Origin of the sequence: Pseudomonas siliginis (assembly GCF_024072275.1) — a bacterium.
GTDB lineage: Bacteria > Pseudomonadota > Gammaproteobacteria > Pseudomonadales > Pseudomonadaceae > Aquipseudomonas > Aquipseudomonas siliginis.
Genome location: NZ_CP099598.1, coordinates 1,780,415 through 1,797,603, shown reverse-complemented (window position 1 = coordinate 1,797,603; position 17,189 = coordinate 1,780,415). Strand labels below are relative to the sequence as shown.

General features: G+C 57.7%; 16 protein-coding genes. 4 read left to right on the top strand and 12 right to left on the bottom strand.

All coding sequences use genetic code 11. From position 1 onward, the window contains the following. Positions 1 to 102 precede the first annotated feature (102 nt). Together NF676_RS08515 and NF676_RS08510 are read right to left on the bottom strand one after the other, a co-directional pair. Positions 103 to 1,728 (bottom strand): methyl-accepting chemotaxis protein, encoded by a 1,626-nt coding sequence (locus tag NF676_RS08515; RefSeq protein ID WP_024012161.1) that lies wholly within the window; start codon positions 1,726 to 1,728, stop codon positions 103 to 105. Positions 1,729 to 1,866: 138 nt separating this feature from the next. Beyond that, positions 1,867 to 2,913 (bottom strand): amidohydrolase family protein, encoded by a 1,047-nt coding sequence (locus NF676_RS08510; protein WP_435406593.1) that lies wholly within the window; start codon positions 2,911 to 2,913, stop codon positions 1,867 to 1,869. A 129-nt stretch (positions 2,914 to 3,042) separates the two neighbouring features. On the opposite strand from NF676_RS08510, the gene NF676_RS08505 reads away from it, so the two are divergent. Both NF676_RS08505 and NF676_RS08500 read left to right on the top strand, forming a co-directional pair. Next, positions 3,043 to 3,459, top strand: a complete 417-nt coding sequence (locus tag NF676_RS08505; protein WP_122505959.1) for an OsmC family protein — start codon at positions 3,043 to 3,045, stop codon at positions 3,457 to 3,459. Positions 3,460 to 3,520: 61 nt separating this feature from the next. Then, complete coding sequence (locus NF676_RS08500) at positions 3,521 to 4,387, top strand: pirin family protein (RefSeq protein ID WP_095180750.1); 867 nt, start codon at positions 3,521 to 3,523, stop codon at positions 4,385 to 4,387. Positions 4,388 to 4,844: 457 nt separating this feature from the next. On the opposite strand, the gene NF676_RS08495 is transcribed toward NF676_RS08500, so the two are convergent. The 4 genes from NF676_RS08495 to NF676_RS08480 all read right to left on the bottom strand — a co-directional run bounded on the left by NF676_RS08495 (position 4,845) and on the right by NF676_RS08480 (position 8,555). Further along, positions 4,845 to 5,573: a dienelactone hydrolase family protein gene (locus tag NF676_RS08495; RefSeq protein WP_095180749.1), complete on the bottom strand. Its 729-nt coding sequence runs from the start codon at positions 5,571 to 5,573 to the stop codon at positions 4,845 to 4,847. Between the two features lie 69 nt (positions 5,574 to 5,642). After that, the gene (gene htpG, locus NF676_RS08490; protein WP_056786759.1) at positions 5,643 to 7,547 is read right to left on the bottom strand and encodes a molecular chaperone HtpG; all 1,905 of its coding nucleotides are present in this window, start codon (positions 7,545 to 7,547) and stop codon (positions 5,643 to 5,645) included. Positions 7,548 to 7,629: 82 nt separating this feature from the next. Beyond that, positions 7,630 to 8,082 (bottom strand): PaaI family thioesterase, encoded by a 453-nt coding sequence (locus NF676_RS08485; RefSeq protein WP_236169132.1) that lies wholly within the window; start codon positions 8,080 to 8,082, stop codon positions 7,630 to 7,632. After that, entirely contained in the window at positions 8,079 to 8,555 is a 477-nt protein-coding gene (locus NF676_RS08480; RefSeq protein WP_024012154.1) for a PaaI family thioesterase, read from the bottom strand. The genes NF676_RS08485 and NF676_RS08480 overlap by 4 nt, the downstream gene beginning before the upstream one ends. A 158-nt stretch (positions 8,556 to 8,713) precedes the next feature. Between NF676_RS08480 and NF676_RS08475 the strand changes: the two genes are divergently transcribed. Continuing rightward, positions 8,714 to 8,950: a hypothetical protein gene (locus tag NF676_RS08475; RefSeq protein ID WP_007959016.1), complete on the top strand. Its 237-nt coding sequence runs from the start codon at positions 8,714 to 8,716 to the stop codon at positions 8,948 to 8,950. 62 nt (positions 8,951 to 9,012) lie between these two features. On the opposite strand, the gene NF676_RS08470 is transcribed toward NF676_RS08475, so the two are convergent. Together NF676_RS08470 and NF676_RS08465 are read right to left on the bottom strand one after the other, a co-directional pair. Further along, on the bottom strand, positions 9,013 to 9,414 hold the full coding sequence (locus tag NF676_RS08470) for an MAPEG family protein (protein WP_056783897.1): 402 nt from the start codon (positions 9,412 to 9,414) through the stop codon (positions 9,013 to 9,015). Next, on the bottom strand, positions 9,414 to 10,151 hold the full coding sequence (locus NF676_RS08465) for a DUF599 domain-containing protein (protein ID WP_016773682.1): 738 nt from the start codon (positions 10,149 to 10,151) through the stop codon (positions 9,414 to 9,416). Before NF676_RS08465 ends, NF676_RS08470 begins: the two co-directional genes overlap by 1 nt. 232 nt (positions 10,152 to 10,383) lie before the next feature. Here NF676_RS08465 and NF676_RS08460 point away from each other — a divergent pair, with 232 nt between their 5' ends. Further along, positions 10,384 to 11,613, top strand: coding sequence for an NHL repeat-containing protein (locus tag NF676_RS08460; RefSeq protein WP_252887522.1), 1,230 nt, complete (start codon positions 10,384 to 10,386; stop codon positions 11,611 to 11,613). A gap of 95 nt (positions 11,614 to 11,708) precedes the next feature. On the opposite strand, the gene brnQ is transcribed toward NF676_RS08460, so the two are convergent. The 4 genes from brnQ to lpdA all read right to left on the bottom strand — a co-directional run bounded on the left by brnQ (position 11,709) and on the right by lpdA (position 17,174). After that, on the bottom strand, positions 11,709 to 13,022 hold the full coding sequence (brnQ, locus tag NF676_RS08455) for a branched-chain amino acid transport system II carrier protein (RefSeq protein ID WP_016773681.1): 1,314 nt from the start codon (positions 13,020 to 13,022) through the stop codon (positions 11,709 to 11,711). A gap of 482 nt (positions 13,023 to 13,504) precedes the next feature. Further along, positions 13,505 to 14,389, bottom strand: coding sequence for a succinate--CoA ligase subunit alpha (sucD, locus tag NF676_RS08450; protein WP_016773680.1), 885 nt, complete (start codon positions 14,387 to 14,389; stop codon positions 13,505 to 13,507). Further along, a complete protein-coding gene (sucC, locus tag NF676_RS08445) occupies positions 14,389 to 15,555 on the bottom strand; it encodes an ADP-forming succinate--CoA ligase subunit beta (RefSeq protein WP_016773679.1) in 1,167 nt (388 codons plus the stop codon). Before sucC ends, sucD begins: the two co-directional genes overlap by 1 nt. Before the next feature lie 182 nt (positions 15,556 to 15,737). Beyond that, positions 15,738 to 17,174 carry a dihydrolipoyl dehydrogenase gene (gene lpdA, locus NF676_RS08440; protein ID WP_016773678.1) on the bottom strand — a complete coding sequence of 479 codons (1,437 nt, stop codon included), beginning with the start codon at positions 17,172 to 17,174 and terminating at the stop codon, positions 15,738 to 15,740. Positions 17,175 to 17,189 lie beyond the last annotated feature (15 nt).

Below are 17,189 nucleotides of genomic sequence, written 5' to 3'. Positions count from 1 at the left end.
CGACCTGAGAAACCGAGTCGAATATGGATTCCAAAGCATCGCACGATTAGTCCCCTCTCCCTCCGGGAGAGGGTTAGGTTGAGGGGCTTTTGAAGGTCAAACTCACACCGAAAACCGCGCCACCATCCCGTTCAGATCCACCGCCAACTTCGACAACTCCTGACTCGCCGCACTGGTCTGATTGGCCCCAGCCGATGTCTGCATTGCCAGATCACGAATATTCATCAGATTGCGATCCACCTCCCGCGCCACCGCTGCCTGCTCTTCCGAGGCACTGGCGATGACCAGATTGCGCTCGTTGATCAAGGTAAACGCCGAGGCAATTTCCTCCAGGGCCGAGCCTGCGCTCTTCGCCAGCTCGAGGGTCGAGCGCGCCCTTGAGTTGCTTTGCTGCATCGAACTGACCGCTGAATCGGTGCCCTGCTGGATCCCGCCGATCATTTGCTCGATTTCCTGGGTCGACTGCTGGGTGCGATGCGCCAGCGCCCGCACTTCATCTGCCACTACTGCAAAGCCACGCCCGGCATCACCGGCGCGCGCGGCTTCGATCGCGGCGTTGAGGGCGAGCAGATTGGTTTGTTCAGCGATCGAGCGAATCACGTCCAGCACTTTGCTGATGCCATGAACCTTTTGCGCCAGCGCCTCGACCTGCGCGGCATTATTGGTGACATCGCCAGCGAGAAACTCGATCGACGTCACCGTCTGCTGCACTTGCTCGCGCCCTTGCCGGGCGATGCGGTCGGACTCGCGGGAGGCTTCGGACGTGGCCACGGCGTTGTTCGCCACCTCTTCCACCGCTGCTGTCATCTGGTTGACCGCAGTGGCGGCCTGTTCGATTTCCTGGCTCTGCTGATGCAGGCCGCGAGTGGCGTCTTCGGTGACACTGCTAAGTTCTTCGGCTGCCGAGGCCAACTGCGTTGACGACTCGGAGATGCGCCGGATCGTGTCGCGCAGATTGTGCTGCATGCTTTTCAACGCTTGCAGCAGACGCGCCGGCTCGTCTTTGCCAGTGATGTGAATGTCACCGGTCAAATCCCCACCGGCCACCACCTCGGCCACGCTGAGCGATTGCGACAATGGCACGACAATGCTGCGCGTCAGCAGCAACGCCAGGCCGACGGTAATCAGCGCAGCCATGGCGATCATTACTGCGACCCATAGCCGCGATTGCTTGAACACCAGCCGCGCGGCCTCAGTGGCCAGACCGGCATTCTGTTTATTCAACTCGACCAGCTCACGCAAAGTGGCGGCGATTTCATCGGCCAGCGGGCTCATCTGATCATTGAGAATCGTCGCAGCCTCAGCGACCCGATTCTGCGCCGACAGCTGTAGGACTTGTGCCTGAAGCTCAAGGTATTTGTGCTCGGTGCCCTTGAAGCGTTCGAACAATACGCGCTCTTCAGGCAGCACGATCAGACCGTCATAACGCTGCTGCGCTTCGCTCAAGCCACTGCGCAGCTCGTCGAGCTTGGCGACATTCTGCTCCAGTGCCTTGGGGTCACGGTTGAGCAACAGGCGCATGGTCAGCGCACGCAGGCGCAGCATGTCCTGACTCATTTCACCGACCGCCATCACGCTTGGCAGCCAGTTGTTGTCGACTTCATCGGACTGCGCACGCATGTTCGACATTTGCAGCAAGGCGAACGCGCCGAGGGCAAACACCATCAGGGCCAGCAGGCCGAAACCGAGACCGGCGCGCGGGGCAATATTGAGACTACGGATATTCATCACTCTGGCTCCTTCCAAAAGCGCTGCATCAGCCTGCAGCGGGTTGCTTTAGAAGGTATCGGCATTGCCGTGAAATTGCGTAAGACGAAAAAGCGATAGGCAGACGAGCGGCTAGTCCGAACTCATGGCTTTGACGTTTCAGCGCGGACCGGCGGGTTTACCAGTGTTGCGCGGCAATATCGCCAGGAAGTTATCCCGTGCGACTTTGTTCGCCACCGTCTCCGGAAGCGCATCGAGAAACGGCTTGTAGCTGTGCATTTCCTGACCGAGCTTGTTGAACCGTCCTACCACGTCAGAGCCGAGCATGAAGCGCTCGGGATACTTTTCCACCAGCGCCAGCCATTCGGCGCGCGGCTTGCCCTGCTCGTCGAGCAGATACGGCGTGAGCATGCTCCACGACAGGTCGATAAACAGATTCGGATAAGCCTCAAGCATGCGCGTCAGGGTTGGCAGGAGAAACGGCAACTGGATCTGATGCCGATGGATCTCGGCGCTGGTGCCGGCATGCGCCCAGATGAATCGCGTATGCGGATGATTGCGCAGCGGCTCTTCGACTTCCTTCAGGTACAGCGGATTTTTCTCACGCTTGGAAGTGATGTTGGAATGCAGCATCACCGGCAGATCGTTTTCCGCAGCGAGGTGATAGATCTTGGTCATTGCCTCGTTGTTCGCTCGAGGCGTGTCGCCGGAGGTCAGCGCGGTCAGGTCATCGTGTCGGGTGAACACCTCGCCGATGCCCTGCCACAACCCCGGATACAGATCGAGCATGCGCTGGATGTGCGCGGCGGAATTCTTGTCATTGGGATTGAAGCCGGACAGGAACGGATGAAAGTACTGGCGCTGCTCCGGCGCAAGTTTTTCCACCGCATCGGCAATGATCACATCGGTGGCGCTGTACCAATAGGCATCGGCGTCATCACCGGCGTAATAACGCGGGCGCTTGGGTTCGTCTTCGTGCCATTTCTTCGCCACGGGAATGCCGGAAATCATGACGTGCTCGATGGAATTGTCCTTCATGGCCGTGAGCAATTTCTGCATGCCGGCGCTTTCCTGGAAAAAATCCACGTAATGCAGGTGCGCATCGCTGTAGGTGTATTCGCGGGCACTGGCGCTGCCAGCGAACAGCAGCAGACAGGCAAGACTCAGACGAGACAAGGACACAAGTAATCTCCGGCAGATGGGCATAGCCTAGACCGCGCCCGAACGACAAGGGTTCATCCCTGCCGAAAAGCGGAACGCCCACTGCCGCGAATGCTCTATAACTGCAAGGTCTGTTTTGATCGAACTATTTTTCCTGCCGCCTGTGAGGTTTCCATGACTGTTACCGTCAATACCGTCTCTGCCGAAGGTTTTCGTCACACCGTCCAGATCGACGACCACGAATTGTTTGCCGATGTACCGAAATCCGCCGGAGGTGAAGGCACCGCGCCAGAGCCACACGATTACTTCGACGCTGCGCTGGGCGCCTGCAAAGCGCTGACCGTGAAAATGTATGCTAAGAAAAAAGACATCCCGCTGACCGGCGTGGGAGTCGAAGTGAAGCGCGACAACAGCCAGGAACAGAAAGGCAAATACGCCCTGCATGTCACCCTGACGCTCAAAGGCGTGCTGACTGACGCCCAGCGCGAGGAACTGCTGCGTGTGGCCGATCGCTGCCCGATTCACAAATTGATGACCACCAGCGAAGTCAGCATCGAAACCCACGCACCACAAGGCTTCGACAGCCAATAACCCTCCTGATGCCAGCGGCGGGTTATGCTTCTGGCGTCACCCGCTCAGCCTGGAATGCACCATGGACACGCCACTCCTGATCATCCGCCCGCGCGCCGAAGACGTCGAAGGCCAGCCGATTCTGCGCCCGCTGCCGTCAGCCAAATGCCGCAACGTCGGGCCTTTCGTGTTTTTCGACCACATGCTCGAAACGATTTATCCGACGGGCAAAGGTATGGACATCCGACAGCATCCGCACATTGGTCTGTCGACGCTTACCTATCTGTTCGAAGGGCAATTGCAGCACAAGGACAGCCTGGGCTCCGATCAGGTGGTCGGTGCCGGCGATGTCAGCTGGATGACCGCTGGCAGCGCCATCGCCCACGTCGAGCGTACGCCTGCGCCACTGCTTGCCGAGACCTTCACCCTGCACGGCCTGCAAGTCTGGCTGGCCTCGCCCAAGGCACACGAAGAAGGCCCGGGGCATTACAGTCATCACCCGGCAGCGACGTTGCCGGTCAGCGATAACCTCGGCGTGCAGATTCGCATGATTGCCGGGTCAGGCTTTTGCCTGGAATCGCCGGTCCCGGTGCTTTCTCCTACGTTGTATGCGGAAGTGAAGATGCAGACCGCGACCACATTGCTGATTCCGGCCGAGCATGAAGAACGCGCGGTGTATGTGTTGAGCGGGGATGCGCAGTTGAATGGCGAGGCGATCGAGCCGCATGCGCTGGTGGTGTTGCCGGTTGGCGAAGAGATGAGCCTGTTTGCCGAAACCGATGTACACGCCGTGGTGTTCGGCGGCGCGGCGCTGGACGGGCCGAGACGGATCAACTGGAATTTTGTTGCCAGTGATCCGGCGGCCATCGATGAGGCGCGGCGCAAGTGGGCGGCCGGGGATTGGCCGACGGTGCCGGGGGAAGTCGAGCGGATCGAACTGCCGCGCTAGGCCGCTTACCCTCACCCCAGCCCTCTCCCAGAGGGAGAGGGAGCCGACCGAGGCGTCTTGCGTTATACATCGACCTGAAAAGTCTCGGCGATTATGGATTCGCCTATTCACGTTCAGGTCGACGCCACTCCCGAGCAACCCCCAATCAGTCCCCTCTCCCAGAGGGATAGGGAGCCGACCGAGGCGCCTTGCTTTATACATCGACCTGAAAAATCCCGGCGATTATGGATTCGCCTATTCAAGTTCAGGTCGACGTCACTCCCGAGCAACCCTCAATCAGTCGCCTATCCCAGAGGGATAGGGAGCCGACCGAGGCGTCTTGCGTTATACATCGACCTGAAAAGTCTCGGCGATTATGGATTCGCCTATTCACGTTCAGGTCGACGCCACTCCCCAGCAACCCCCAATCAGTCCCCTCTCCCTCCGGGAGAGGGCTAGGGTGAGGGGCTTTTCGCTTTTAGCCGTTGAACACTTCATCCAGCAAATCATGCATCGACTTGAACGCGCGCTTGGCGGTCTTTTCGTCGTACATCATCTTGCCCGGCACATTGGCGTGCGGATCGGTAAACGAGTGCACCGCGCCGCCGTAGCTCAGCAGTTGCCAGTCGACTTTCGCCGCGTTCATTTCATCTTCGAACGCTGGCAGTTGCTCTTTCGGCACCAATGGATCGGACGCGCCATGCAGCACCAGCACCGAGCCCTTGATGTTCTGCGCATCCGCCGGGTTCGGCGAATCCAGCGTGCCGTGGAACGACACCGCCGCTTTTACCGGCGCGCCGGTGCGGGCCAGATCCAGCGCACAGCAACCACCGAAGCAGAAACCGAACACCGCCAGTTTCGAGGTATCCACTGCCGCTTCGCCCTGGCTCTGCAATTGCTCAAATGCCACTTGCAGACGTTTGCGCAACAGCGCGCGGTCGTCCTTGAGCGGCATCATCGCTGCCAGCGCCTCATCAGCGTTCTGCGGACGCACGCTCTGGCCGTAGACATCCGCGATCAGCACCACGTAGCCCTCGGCCGCCACCGTTTTGGCAATGTCTTCAGCACCGGCGCTGACGCCCATCCAGTTCGGCGCCATCAGCAAACCCGGGCGCGCGCCCTTGTGCTCGGCGTCGAACGCCAGGCGACCTTCGTAGGTCTGGCCGTCAATCTGATAGACCACGGAACGTACAGTGACTTGGCTCATTTCTGACTCCTGATTGTGTAAACACCAGAATGAAAAAACCCGCCGAAGCGGGTTTTTCCTACAACGTGATCAAACCGACAGTTCAACCAGCAGCTTGTTCAGACGGCGCACATAAGCGGCCGGATCCTTCAAGCTGTCGCCCGCCGCCAGGGCGGCCTGATCGAAGAGGATGTGCGACAGATCGCCAAAACGCTCTTCGCTCTGCTCGCCATCGAGTTTCTCGATCAGCGGGTGGCTCGGGTTGAACTCGAAGATCGGCTTCGAATCCGGGACTTTCTGCCCGCTGGCTTCGAGAATCTGGCGCATTTGCAGACCCAGGTCCTGTTCGCCGATAGCCAGAATGGCCGGCGAGTCGGTCAGACGATGGGATACGCGAACTTCAGCCACGGAATCACCCAGCGCAGTTTTCAGGCGCTCGACCAGACCCTCTTTGGACTTGGCGACTTCTTCAGCGGCTTTCTTGTCCTCTTCCGAGTCCAGATTGCCCAGATCGAGGTCACCGCGCGCCACGTCGACAAAAGTCTTGCCGTCGAATTCGCTGAGGTAGCTCATCAGCCACTCGTCGATGCGATCGGTGAGCAGCAGCACTTCGATGCCTTTCTTGCGGAAGACTTCCAGGTGCGGGCTGTTCTTGACCTGCGCGTAGGTTTCGCCGGTGAGGTAGTAGATCTTGTCCTGACCTTCCTTGGCGCGGGCCAGGTAGTCAGCCAGACCGACAATCTGCTCGCCGTCGTCGCCCTGGGTCGATGCAAAACGCAGCAGACCGGCAATTTTCTCTTTGTTGGCGAAATCTTCTGCCGGGCCTTCTTTCATGACCTGACCGAAGTTTTTCCAGAAGCCCTTGTATTGCTCAGGTTCGTTCTTCGCCAGTTTTTCCAGCATGTCGAGCACACGCTTGGTCAGCGCGGTTTTCATCGAATCGATGATCGGGTCTTTCTGCAGGATCTCACGCGACACGTTCAGCGACAGGTCGTTGGAATCGACCACGCCTTTGATGAAGCGCAGGTACAGCGGCAGGAACGACTCGGCCTGATCCATTACAAACACACGCTGCACGTACAGCTTCAGGCCCTTCGGCGCTTCACGCTGGTACAGGTCGAACGGCGCGCGGGCCGGCACGTACAGCAGCGAGCTGTACTCAAGCTTGCCTTCAACCTTGTTGTGGCTCCACGACAGCGGATTCTCGAAGTCGTGAGCGATGTGTTTGTAGAACTCCTGGTATTCCTCGTCTTTGACTTCAGTGCGCGGACGGGTCCACAGGGCGCTGGCACGGTTGACGGTTTCCCATTCAACGGCTGGAGCCTCTTCGCCTTCGGCCGGAGTGACTTCCTTCGGCAGTTCGATCGGCAAAGCGATGTGGTCGGAGTACTTCTTGATGATGTTGCGCAGACGCCAGCCATCCGCGAATTCGTCTTCACCGGATTTCAGGTGCAGGACGATGCGGGTACCGCGCTCTGGCTTGTCAATGGTGGCGACTTCGAACTCGCCCTCGCCTTTCGACGACCAGTGCACGCCTTCGCTGGCATCGGTGCCGGCGCGACGGCTGTATACATCAACCTTGTCGGCGACGATAAAGGCCGAATAGAAGCCGACACCGAACTGGCCGATCAGGTGCGAATCTTTCTTCTGATCGCCGGACAGGTTTTTCATGAAATCGGCGGTGCCGGATTTGGCGATGGTACCCAGGTGGGTGATCACATCGTCACGGTTCATACCGATACCGTTGTCTTCGAGGGTGACGGTCTTGGCGTCCTTGTCGAAGCTCACACGGATTTTCAGGTCAGCGCCACCTTCGAGCAACTCAGGCTTGGCCAGGGCTTCGAAGCGCAGCTTGTCGACAGCGTCAGAGGCGTTCGAGATCAATTCGCGAAGGAAAATTTCCTTATTCGAATACAGCGAATGGATCATGAGGTGCAGCAGCTGCTTTACCTCGGTCTGGAAGCCCAGGGTTTCCTTTTGAGTTTCCACACTCATGGTCATCAAACTCCAATCAGATGGCAGTGGCCGCGACCCGAAATGGTCTGCGGCGGGTTGTCATCTGAGTTGGGGGCGCTGTTCAGGATTTCAAGGGCTCATCAATTTTGAAGTGCGCGCGGGCGGTGGCGATCGGTTCGCCCTCGGTACTCTGCCACGCCGTGACCGCAACGTTGGCCACGCGACGCCCCTGACGGCAGACCTGACACCTGGCCCACGTGTCGCGAAACTGCCCGGCGCGCAGGTAATCGAGGGAAAAATCGATGATCTTCGGCACGCCCGGCGTGCCGGTAAAAATCAGCAGATGCAGGGCCGCGGCCAGCTCCATGAAGCCGGCAATCACCCCGCCATGGATCGCCGGCAATAAAGGGTTACCAATGTTGTCCTTGTTCGCCGGCAGCTTGAACAGCAACTCATCGCCGACTCGCGAGCACTCGATACCGATCAGCCCGGCATAAGGAATCAGTGCCAGCAGCGGCGTGTAATCGCCGTGCGCGTGGGCCTGCTGCAGCTGCTCCCTGAGATCGTTGCTCATTGGCTCGCTCCCTTGATCGCGCCCGCGAAGCCTTTGCTGCCCTTCAGACCAATGCCCATGCGCATGAATGTGCCGACGACGTGGGCAATCGGTTGCTCGGGATCGTCCTGGTAGGCAAAACCACGGGCAAAGATCACGTCGGTGGTGACGCGGTAGCACTGGGCAAAGCCGTACACCGCTTTGTTCGGTTCAGCGGCGTGCATGTAGTCGATGCGCAGATCGAGGGTCGGACAGACTTCGAACTCCGGCAGCACGCACAGGGTCGACATGCCGCATGCAGTGTCCATCAGTGAAGTGATGGCACCGCCGTGGATGACTCCGGTTTCGGGATTGCCGACGATTTTTTCGCTGTACGGCAGGATCACCGTCAGCCCTTCGCTGGAGGCACTGTGCACCTGCAGACCGAGGACCTGACAGTGCCGCAATGCCGATAAAAAGCGCGTCGCGCGCTCAAAAACGGGGTTTTCGGCCATGTGATAATTACTCGCGTTTGGGCCTTGTGCCAGTATTGAGAAAAGCGGCAAAAGTTCCGTGATAAAACAAACTTATATATCTGAAACAATTGAGGAACTTAACCCGTAGCGCCGAGTTCTTAAGGCCAGTAGTTATTTTCCATAAGGAGATACACCCCATGCGTAAGACTTTAGCTATTGCCTTGATGTTGACCGCTTCCCTCGGTCTCGCTGCCTGCGATAAAAAATCCGAGGACAAAGCTCAAGATGCAAACCAACATGCTGAGCAAGCTCAGCAAGACATGAACAAAGCTCAGGATAAAGTGAACGACGCAGCAAAAGAAAACGCCGAAGCTGCCAAAGCTCAGGCTGAATCGAACGCCGCTGCTCAAGAAGAAGCCGCCAAAAAGCAATAAGCTTTGTGGTGTGAAAGGAAAACCCGCCAAGTGCGGGTTTTCTTTTGCCTGCGATTTACCGGTTAGAGCAACACGGTTCTAAAAGTCGGACTAATCATCAGCAACAGCGAACAGATGAAGCCAACTAGCCACATCAGGCTGCGCAACTTCGCCAGATCGGCCAGATAGAACCACAGATAGAAAATCCGCGAGATCACGAAGATGATCGCCAGCGCATCGATCAGCCAACCCGCGGTTTGCGTGGTATGCGCCATCAGCACGCCGACGGCGAAGAGGATGAAGGCTTCGATGCTGTTCTGATGGGCCGCCAGCGCCCTCGCACCGAAGCCAGTCAACTGCGCCTGCTGCTGCCGCGGCAAGTGATTGTCATACCCGCCCTGCTCTTTCATGGCCTTGGCCACCGGCATACGCGCCACATAGATCAATAAAGCACTGATAAACACACACCAGAACGGAATACTCATCAAACAGCCTCTTTGTTCGCCTCAGGGACGGGCGCCTCTGTAGGGGTATAGACCATGACATCGAGAACGTCGGAATGAAACTCGCGGCGATACAAAACCACCACGACTCCCGCGCTCATGATCATGAACAGCCACGGGCTGACGAACCACGCCAGCATACTCATGCCGAAGTAATAAGAACGCAGGCCGAAGTTGAACTGGTTGGCCGCCATCGAAATCACCCGCGCCGCCCGCGAAGCGAACGCCTTGCGTTCTTGCTCAGTCACTTGGCGCTCACCGATCATCGGCGCTGAACCGACCAGAATCGCAGCGAAGTTGTATTGGCGCATGCACCAGCTGAAAGTAAAGAACGCATAGACGAACACCAGTGCCAGACACAGCAACTTGATCTCCGACATGCCCTGCGACGCCTGCTGCACCATCGGAATATCCGCCAACAACGACACGGCTCGGTCGGACGCACCGAGCACGGTGAGGATACCGGCGAGGATGATCAGCGTGCTGGACGCGAAGAACGACGCGTTGCGTTCCAGATTGCCGATCACGCTGGCATCGGCGATGCGGTTGTCACGCAGCAGCATGCGGCGCATCCAGTCTTCGCGGTACAGGTGCAACACGCTGGCCAGACATGCCGTATCACGGGCCTTCCAGGTGGCATAACGGGTGTAACCGCCCCAGCAGACGACGAACCAGACGGCGGCGAGCAAGTGGATCAGATTGGCTTGGATGAACGACATTCGTTGTCCTGAGCAAGAGGAATGATGGAGGGAACCCTTCGTTTCGACGTGTTGGCTCGTAAAAAGACACGCTCATTGAAGAGTCAAATTTATTCAAAATAGACCGCAGCTATCAGTTTTTAGAGGCTTATACCTGTCAACTCTGACAGTAGCGCCGAGGGTATGGCGAGGCATAAGGTCGTTTTCTCAAACGGGAACACTGACCGCTCCCCTATCAGACAAGGATTTGAGCATGAGACCTTTGAACGCTGCGCTGCCCATTGACACAACGTTTGGCAACCGGGGGTACGCCGAGTCATTTGCTACGGGAAGCCAGGCTTTGAAAATCGCAGGCTTGCGCCCGGATGGAAAGATCCTTCTCGTGGGACAAACTGTTGTAGAGGGCAAAGTCAGTTTTCATTTGGCGCAATTACTCGCGGACGGTACTAACGATACTGGCTTCAACGAAAACGGTTTGATCGTAGGTACGTTTACAGGTTCGGGACAAGCCAGCGGAACTGGCGCCTGTCTTTATAAAGACGGCAAGGCGCTGCTTTTTGGGTATCAATATGATGAGGACCAAGGAACCCGATTTGCGCTTGCCAGATTCTTCGCTGATGGTGAAAGAGATCGCGATTTCGGTCCCGATGGGACGGTTTACGTCCCTTTCCTGCCACAGTCCGAATCGCAATTGCCAAAACCGGAAGCTTCCATCAAGTCGCAATCCAGAACCAGGTTAGTACTGACTGCTGATGAAAAAATACTCGTCGGTCAAAGCGACCGACTGTTCAGACTTGATCAGAATGGAGATTTCGATACCGCTTTCAACAACAAAGGCTGGCTGGATCTTGCAATGAGCATTGCTTCGATTTCAGTAGCAGAGGATGGAGTAATCACAGTTGCAGGTTCGAGCGCTGGAGAAGGAAAGATTGTGCGCCTGAACGTCGATGGAACGCCCCATAAAGACTTCGGCGATGATGGCACCGGGACCGTCTACATTCCATCGGATTACCCGGTCAGCGTACGAAGCCTGATGTTACGTGCTGACGGCAGCTTCTTTGTTGCTGGCCAGGTCGACACATCTCCCAACGACGTTTGGGGGAAAGGACGCAAAGCAATGATGGCCGCGTACAACCCGAACGGTAGACCAAATCTCGCATTCAATCAGGGTCAGCCTGTTGTCACTGATCTTGGATTAACCGACGGTTGCACTTTGTTCGATCTAAGTGGGGAGCCTGAGGATGGTTTGGTTGTGGTGGGGAGTACAGGGCAAATAACCAGGGAGCAAATGCTTGCCTGCCGCTATCTGGCAACGGGTGAACTGGACACAACCTTTGGGGACGGCAAGGGATACGTTACTCACTCTATGGGGCCCGGTATGCAATGGATCTCGGTGGCAGTGCAGCCCGACAAGCGAATACTCCTGAGCCGTGACAGCGACAACGTCAATGTGGGAGCTCTGGTCGTACGTTATCTGGGTTGAGGATTATCAGCTCTGATAAAAAATGCCCCGTATCGATTGATACGGGCCATTTCTGTTTAACCGTGCCTGACCCGCTTGTGGCGGGTCACATCACGTCAGGCAGTGACTTCGCTGCGCTTGCCCAGCAGGCGATCACAGACCACGGCGACCACCAGGGTCATCACGCATGGCACCAGCCATGCCAGCCCTTGCTCGCTCAGCGGCAGATGGGTCAGCTGAGTTGGCATCCAGTCGGCCAGACCAGCGCCTTTCAGGGCGTCGATGGTGCCGAAAACGAAGGAAACCAGCATCACCGGGCCAAGAATGCGCCCGTGCTCATGCCAGAAATCCTTGCAGAAGCTCAGTGCGACCAGAACGATGCACGGCGGGTAGATCGCGGTGAGTACCGGAATCGAGAAAGCAATGAGCTTGGTCAGACCGAGGTTGGAGACCAGCAGCGAGAACGCCGCGAGGATAATCACCAGCGTCTTGTAGGACAGTGGCAGCACACGGCTGAAGTATTCAGCACAGGCACAGGTCAGACCGACCGCCGTGACCAGACACGCCAGCGAGATCAGCACCGCAAGGAAACCGCTACCCAGCGAACCGAAGGTGTGTTGCACGTAGGCATGCAACACCGCCGCGCCGTTGGTGGCGCCGACCGCGACTTCATGGCTGCCGGAACCGAGACGGAACAGGCTGACGTAGACCAGTGCCAGCCCCACGCCAGCAATCAGCCCGGCGATGATCGCATAACGGGTGATCAGCGCCGGCGACTCGACGCCACGGGAGCGGATCGCGTTGACGATAACGATGCCGAATACCAGTGCGCCGAGGGTATCCATGGTCAGGTAACCATTGATGAAGCCCTGAGAGAACGGTGCCGCCACATATTCCGGTGTGCCGTGACCGATGTCACCCGCCGGCAAGGCGAACGCGGCGATGCCCAGTACTGCCAGCGCAATGATTTTCAGCGGTGCGAGGAAGCGGCCAACGGTATCCAGCAACCGCCCAGGATAGAGCGAAATGAAGAACACCAGCAGGAAGTACACCGAGCTGTAGAGGAACAACGCCAGCGGGCTTTCGCCGGTCAACGGCGCCAGACCTACCTCGAAGGATACGGTCGCGGTACGCGGGGTGGCGAACAGCGGACCCACGGCCAGGTAGCATGCCGCCGCGAGGATACCGCCAGCGATCTTGCCGATAGGGCTGCTCAACGCATCCATCGCACCGCCGACCTTGGCCAGCGCCACCACGGTGACCACCGGCAAACCAACGGCGGTAATCAGGAAACCCAGTGCGGCCATCCAGACGTGAGGTCCGGCCTGCAAGCCGACGATCGGCGGGAAAATGATGTTACCGGCCCCGACAAACAGGGCAAACGTCATAAAACCAAGTGCCAGGATGTCCTGACCTTTCAAAACTTTCATTAAGGTAATACCACACTACTGAAATCGGAATTTAGAGGGGGATTGCCCTGTTGGATTAGGGAAATGCTGTCGATCCGTATGGGACTGACCCTTAAAGCGCGTAGCTGCCTTGTGGGCGGCGGACGCAAAAATGGCGGCCAGCCTAACGAATTTGGCTGACAAACGCACTGTTAGAGGGCGAACTATCCGATACGCGACGTTTCCGTGTCGCGTTTACATATCTATTTTTCATACAGAGAACCTGTATTCATCACAACGAACCTGTGGCGAGGGGATTTATCCCCGTTGGACTGCGCAGCAGTCCCAAAGAATCCGAGCTGGAACTGCCTGACTGATCATGGTCGCTAGCATGGGGGCCGCTTCGCAGCCCAGCGGGGATAAATCCCCTCGCCACTACAGCTCTCAAAATTCTCATACGCCAGGAACGACAAAGGCCACCCGAAGGTGGCCTTTGTTGCTGGAGCTAAAAAGTCAGCCGAAGCTTACTTCTTCACTTCCCAGCCAGTCAGCTCGGCCAGGGCCTTGCCGATGTCTGCCAGCGAACGCACGGTTTTTACGCCTGCGTCTTGCAGCGCAGCGAATTTCTCGTCTGCAGTGCCTTTGCCGCCAGAGATGATTGCGCCAGCATGGCCCATGCGCTTGCCCGGAGGAGCAGTCACACCAGCGATGTAGGAAACAACCGGCTTGGTCACGTTAGCCTTGATGTAGGCAGCCGCTTCTTCTTCAGCCGAACCGCCGATCTCGCCGATCATCACGATCGCTTCGGTCTTCGGGTCTTCCTGGAACAGTTTCAGGATGTCGATGAAGTTCGAACCCGGGATCGGGTCACCGCCGATGCCGACGCAAGTCGACTGACCGAAACCGGCGTCAGTGGTCTGCTTCACAGCTTCGTAGGTCAGGGTGCCGGAACGCGAAACGATACCGACCTTGCCTGGCAAGTGAATGTGACCTGGCATGATGCCGATCTTGCATTCGCCTGGGGTGATCACGCCTGGGCAGTTAGGGCCGATCAGGACTACGCCCAGTTCGTCGCACTTAACTTTGGCGTCCAGCATGTCCAGGGTAGGAATGCCTTCGGTGATGCAGACGATCAGCTTGATGCCGCCGAATGCCGCTTCCAGGATCGAGTCCTTGCAGAACGGAGCAGGAACGTAGATCACGCTGGCGGTAGCGCCGGTGGCAGCTACTGCGTCTTTGACGGTGTTGAACACTGGCAGACCCAGGTGCTCGGTGCCGCCTTTGCCAGGAGTTACGCCACCAACCATCTTGGTGCCGTATTCGATGGCTTGCTGGGTGTGGAAACTACCTTGCGAACCGGTAATACCCTGGCAGATAACTTTGGTGTCTTTATTGATCAGGACGCTCATTACTTGCCCTCCGCAGCTTTGACAACTTGTTGAGCAGCGTCGGTCAGGCTGGTAGCAGCGATGATGTTCAAACCGCTTTCTGCCAGTACTTTAGCGCCCAGCTCAGCGTTGTTGCCTTCAAGGCGAACAACAACCGGGATTTTCACGCCGACTTCTTTCACGGCGCCGATGATGCCTTCGGCAATCATGTCGCAGCGAACGATGCCGCCGAAGATGTTGACCAGTACTGCCGCGACGTTCTGGTCGGACAGGATGATCTTGAACGCTTCAGTAACGCGTTCCTTGGTAGCGCCACCACCTACGTCGAGGAAGTTGGCTGGCTTGCCGCCATGCAGGTTGACGATGTCCATGGTGCCCATGGCCAGACCGGCACCGTTGACCATGCAACCGATGTTGCCTTCCAGCGCTACGTAGTTCAGTTCGAACTTGGCAGCGTGCGCTTCGCGCGGATCGTCCTGCGACGGATCGTGGAAAGCCTTCAGCTTAGGCTGACGGTACATGGCGTTGGCGTCGATGTTGATCTTCGCGTCGAGGCAGTGCAGATCGCCGTCAGCCTTGATCACCAGCGGGTTTACTTCCAGCAGAGCCAGGTCGTGGTCTTTGAACAGCTTGGCCAGACCTACGAAGATCTTGGCGAACTGAGTGACCTGCTTGCCTTCCAGACCCAGCTGGAATGCCAGCTCGCGACCCTGGGATGGCTGAGCGCCAACCAGTGGATCGATAGTGGCCTTGAGAATTTTTTCTGGAGTGTCGTGAGCGATTTTCTCGATGTCCACGCCACCTTCGGTGGAAGCCATGAACACGATGCGACGGCTCGAACGGTCAACGACAGCGCCCAGGTACAGCTCTTTAGCGATATCAGTGCACGATTCAACCAGGATCTTGGTGACTGGCTGGCCATTGGCGTCAGTCTGGTAAGTCACCAGACGCTTGCCCAGCCACTGCTGTGCGAAGGCTTTGGCGTCTTCTTTGCTGCGAACCAGCTTTACGCCGCCCGCTTTACCGCGACCACCGGCGTGAACCTGGGCTTTGACGACCCACTCGTTGCCGCCGATTTTGTCGCAAGCTTCTGCTGCTGCTTCCGGGGTGTCTACTGCGTAACCAGTGGAAACTGGCAGGCCGTATTCAGCGAACAGCTGCTTACCCTGATACTCGTGAAGATTCATGCTTTTTACCGTCTTCGTTAGGTACTGCGCATTCGGCGCTGCGCTCGTTTGAGTGCCGCGCCACCTGTGACTGCTGCTTGCGTAGCTGGGCTACGCAAGACTGCGTCCGGCGGACATTCCGCGGTGAGTCTTGCTCGCAAGGCTCACGACGGGCCGTTGCCGCCGTGGTTTCTTATTATGTCTTAACGCTTCTTGCGGTTGGCAATGTGAATGGCGCCGCCATTCACTGCCAGAGCAGCTTCGTGCAAGGCTTCGGACAGGGTCGGATGGGAGAAAACCATCATGCCCAGGTCTTCAGCGCTGGTGCCGAACTCCATACCGATCGCGCCCTGCTGAACCAGTTCTGCAGCGCTCGGGCCAATCACGTGCACGCCCAATACGCGGTCGGTCTTGGCATCGGCGATGACCTTGACGAAACCACCGGTATCGTTGGCAGCCATGGCACGGCCGGAAGCGGCGAACGGGAAGGTGCCGACGTTGACTTCAACGCCTTCGGCCTTCAGCGCCTGCTCGGTTTTGCCAACCCACGCGATTTCCGGGTGAGTATAAATAACCGAAGGGATCAAATCATAGTTCATCTGAGCCTTGTGGCCCTTGATGCGCTCGACAACCATGATGCCTTCTTCCGAAGCCTTGTGGGCCAGCATCATGCCGCGAACCACGTCACCGATGGCGAAGACGCCCGGTACAGCTGTGACGCAATGGTCATCGACCGCGATGAAACCGCGCTCGTCGATTTCCACGCCGCAGTCGGCAGACAGCAGATCAGTGGTCACCGGACGGCGACCAACGGCTACGATCAGCTTGTCGAAAGTGATGGTCTGTTCGCCGTTGGCATCGGTGTAGTTGACGACGACTTCTTCGCCGTTGACTTTCGAACCGGTAACGCGAGCGCCCAGCTTGATGTCCAGACCCTGTTTGGTCAGGGTTTTCAGCGCTTCCTTGGAAACAGCGGTGTCCGCTGCCATCAGGAAAGTGTCCAGTGCTTCGAGCACAGTCACTTCTGCACCCAGACGCGACCATACCGAACCCAGTTCCAGACCGATCACGCCAGCGCCGATCACGCCCAGACGTTTAGGTACGGACTGGAATTCCAGAGCGCCAGTCGAATCGACGATGACTTTCTGGTCAACCGGAGCCGGTGGAATGTCGATCGGACGCGAACCTGGCGCGAGAATGACGTTTTCCGCTTCGATGACTTCAACCGAACCGTCCGGCTTGGTGACTTCGACTTTCTTGCCGGCCAGCAGCTTGCCGTGGCCCTGGATCGAAGTAACGCCGTTGGCCTTGAACAGGGTGGCAACGCCGCCGGTCAGGTTCTTGACGATGCCAGCCTTGCGGCCAACCATCGCAGCGACGTCCATTTTGACTTCGCCGGTCGAGATACCGTGAACGTTGAAGCTCTCTTTGGCTTCCTTGTATTTCCACGAGCTGTCGAGCAGCGCCTTGGAAGGAATGCAACCTACGTTCAGGCAGGTACCGCCCAGGGCTTGCTTGCCCTCTGCGTCGGTGTACTTCTCGATGCAGGCAGTGGTCAGGCCCAACTGAGCAGCCTTGATGGCCGCTACATAGCCACCAGGGCCGGCACCGATCACTACTACGTCAAATTTCTGCGACATTCAAAAAATCCTCTT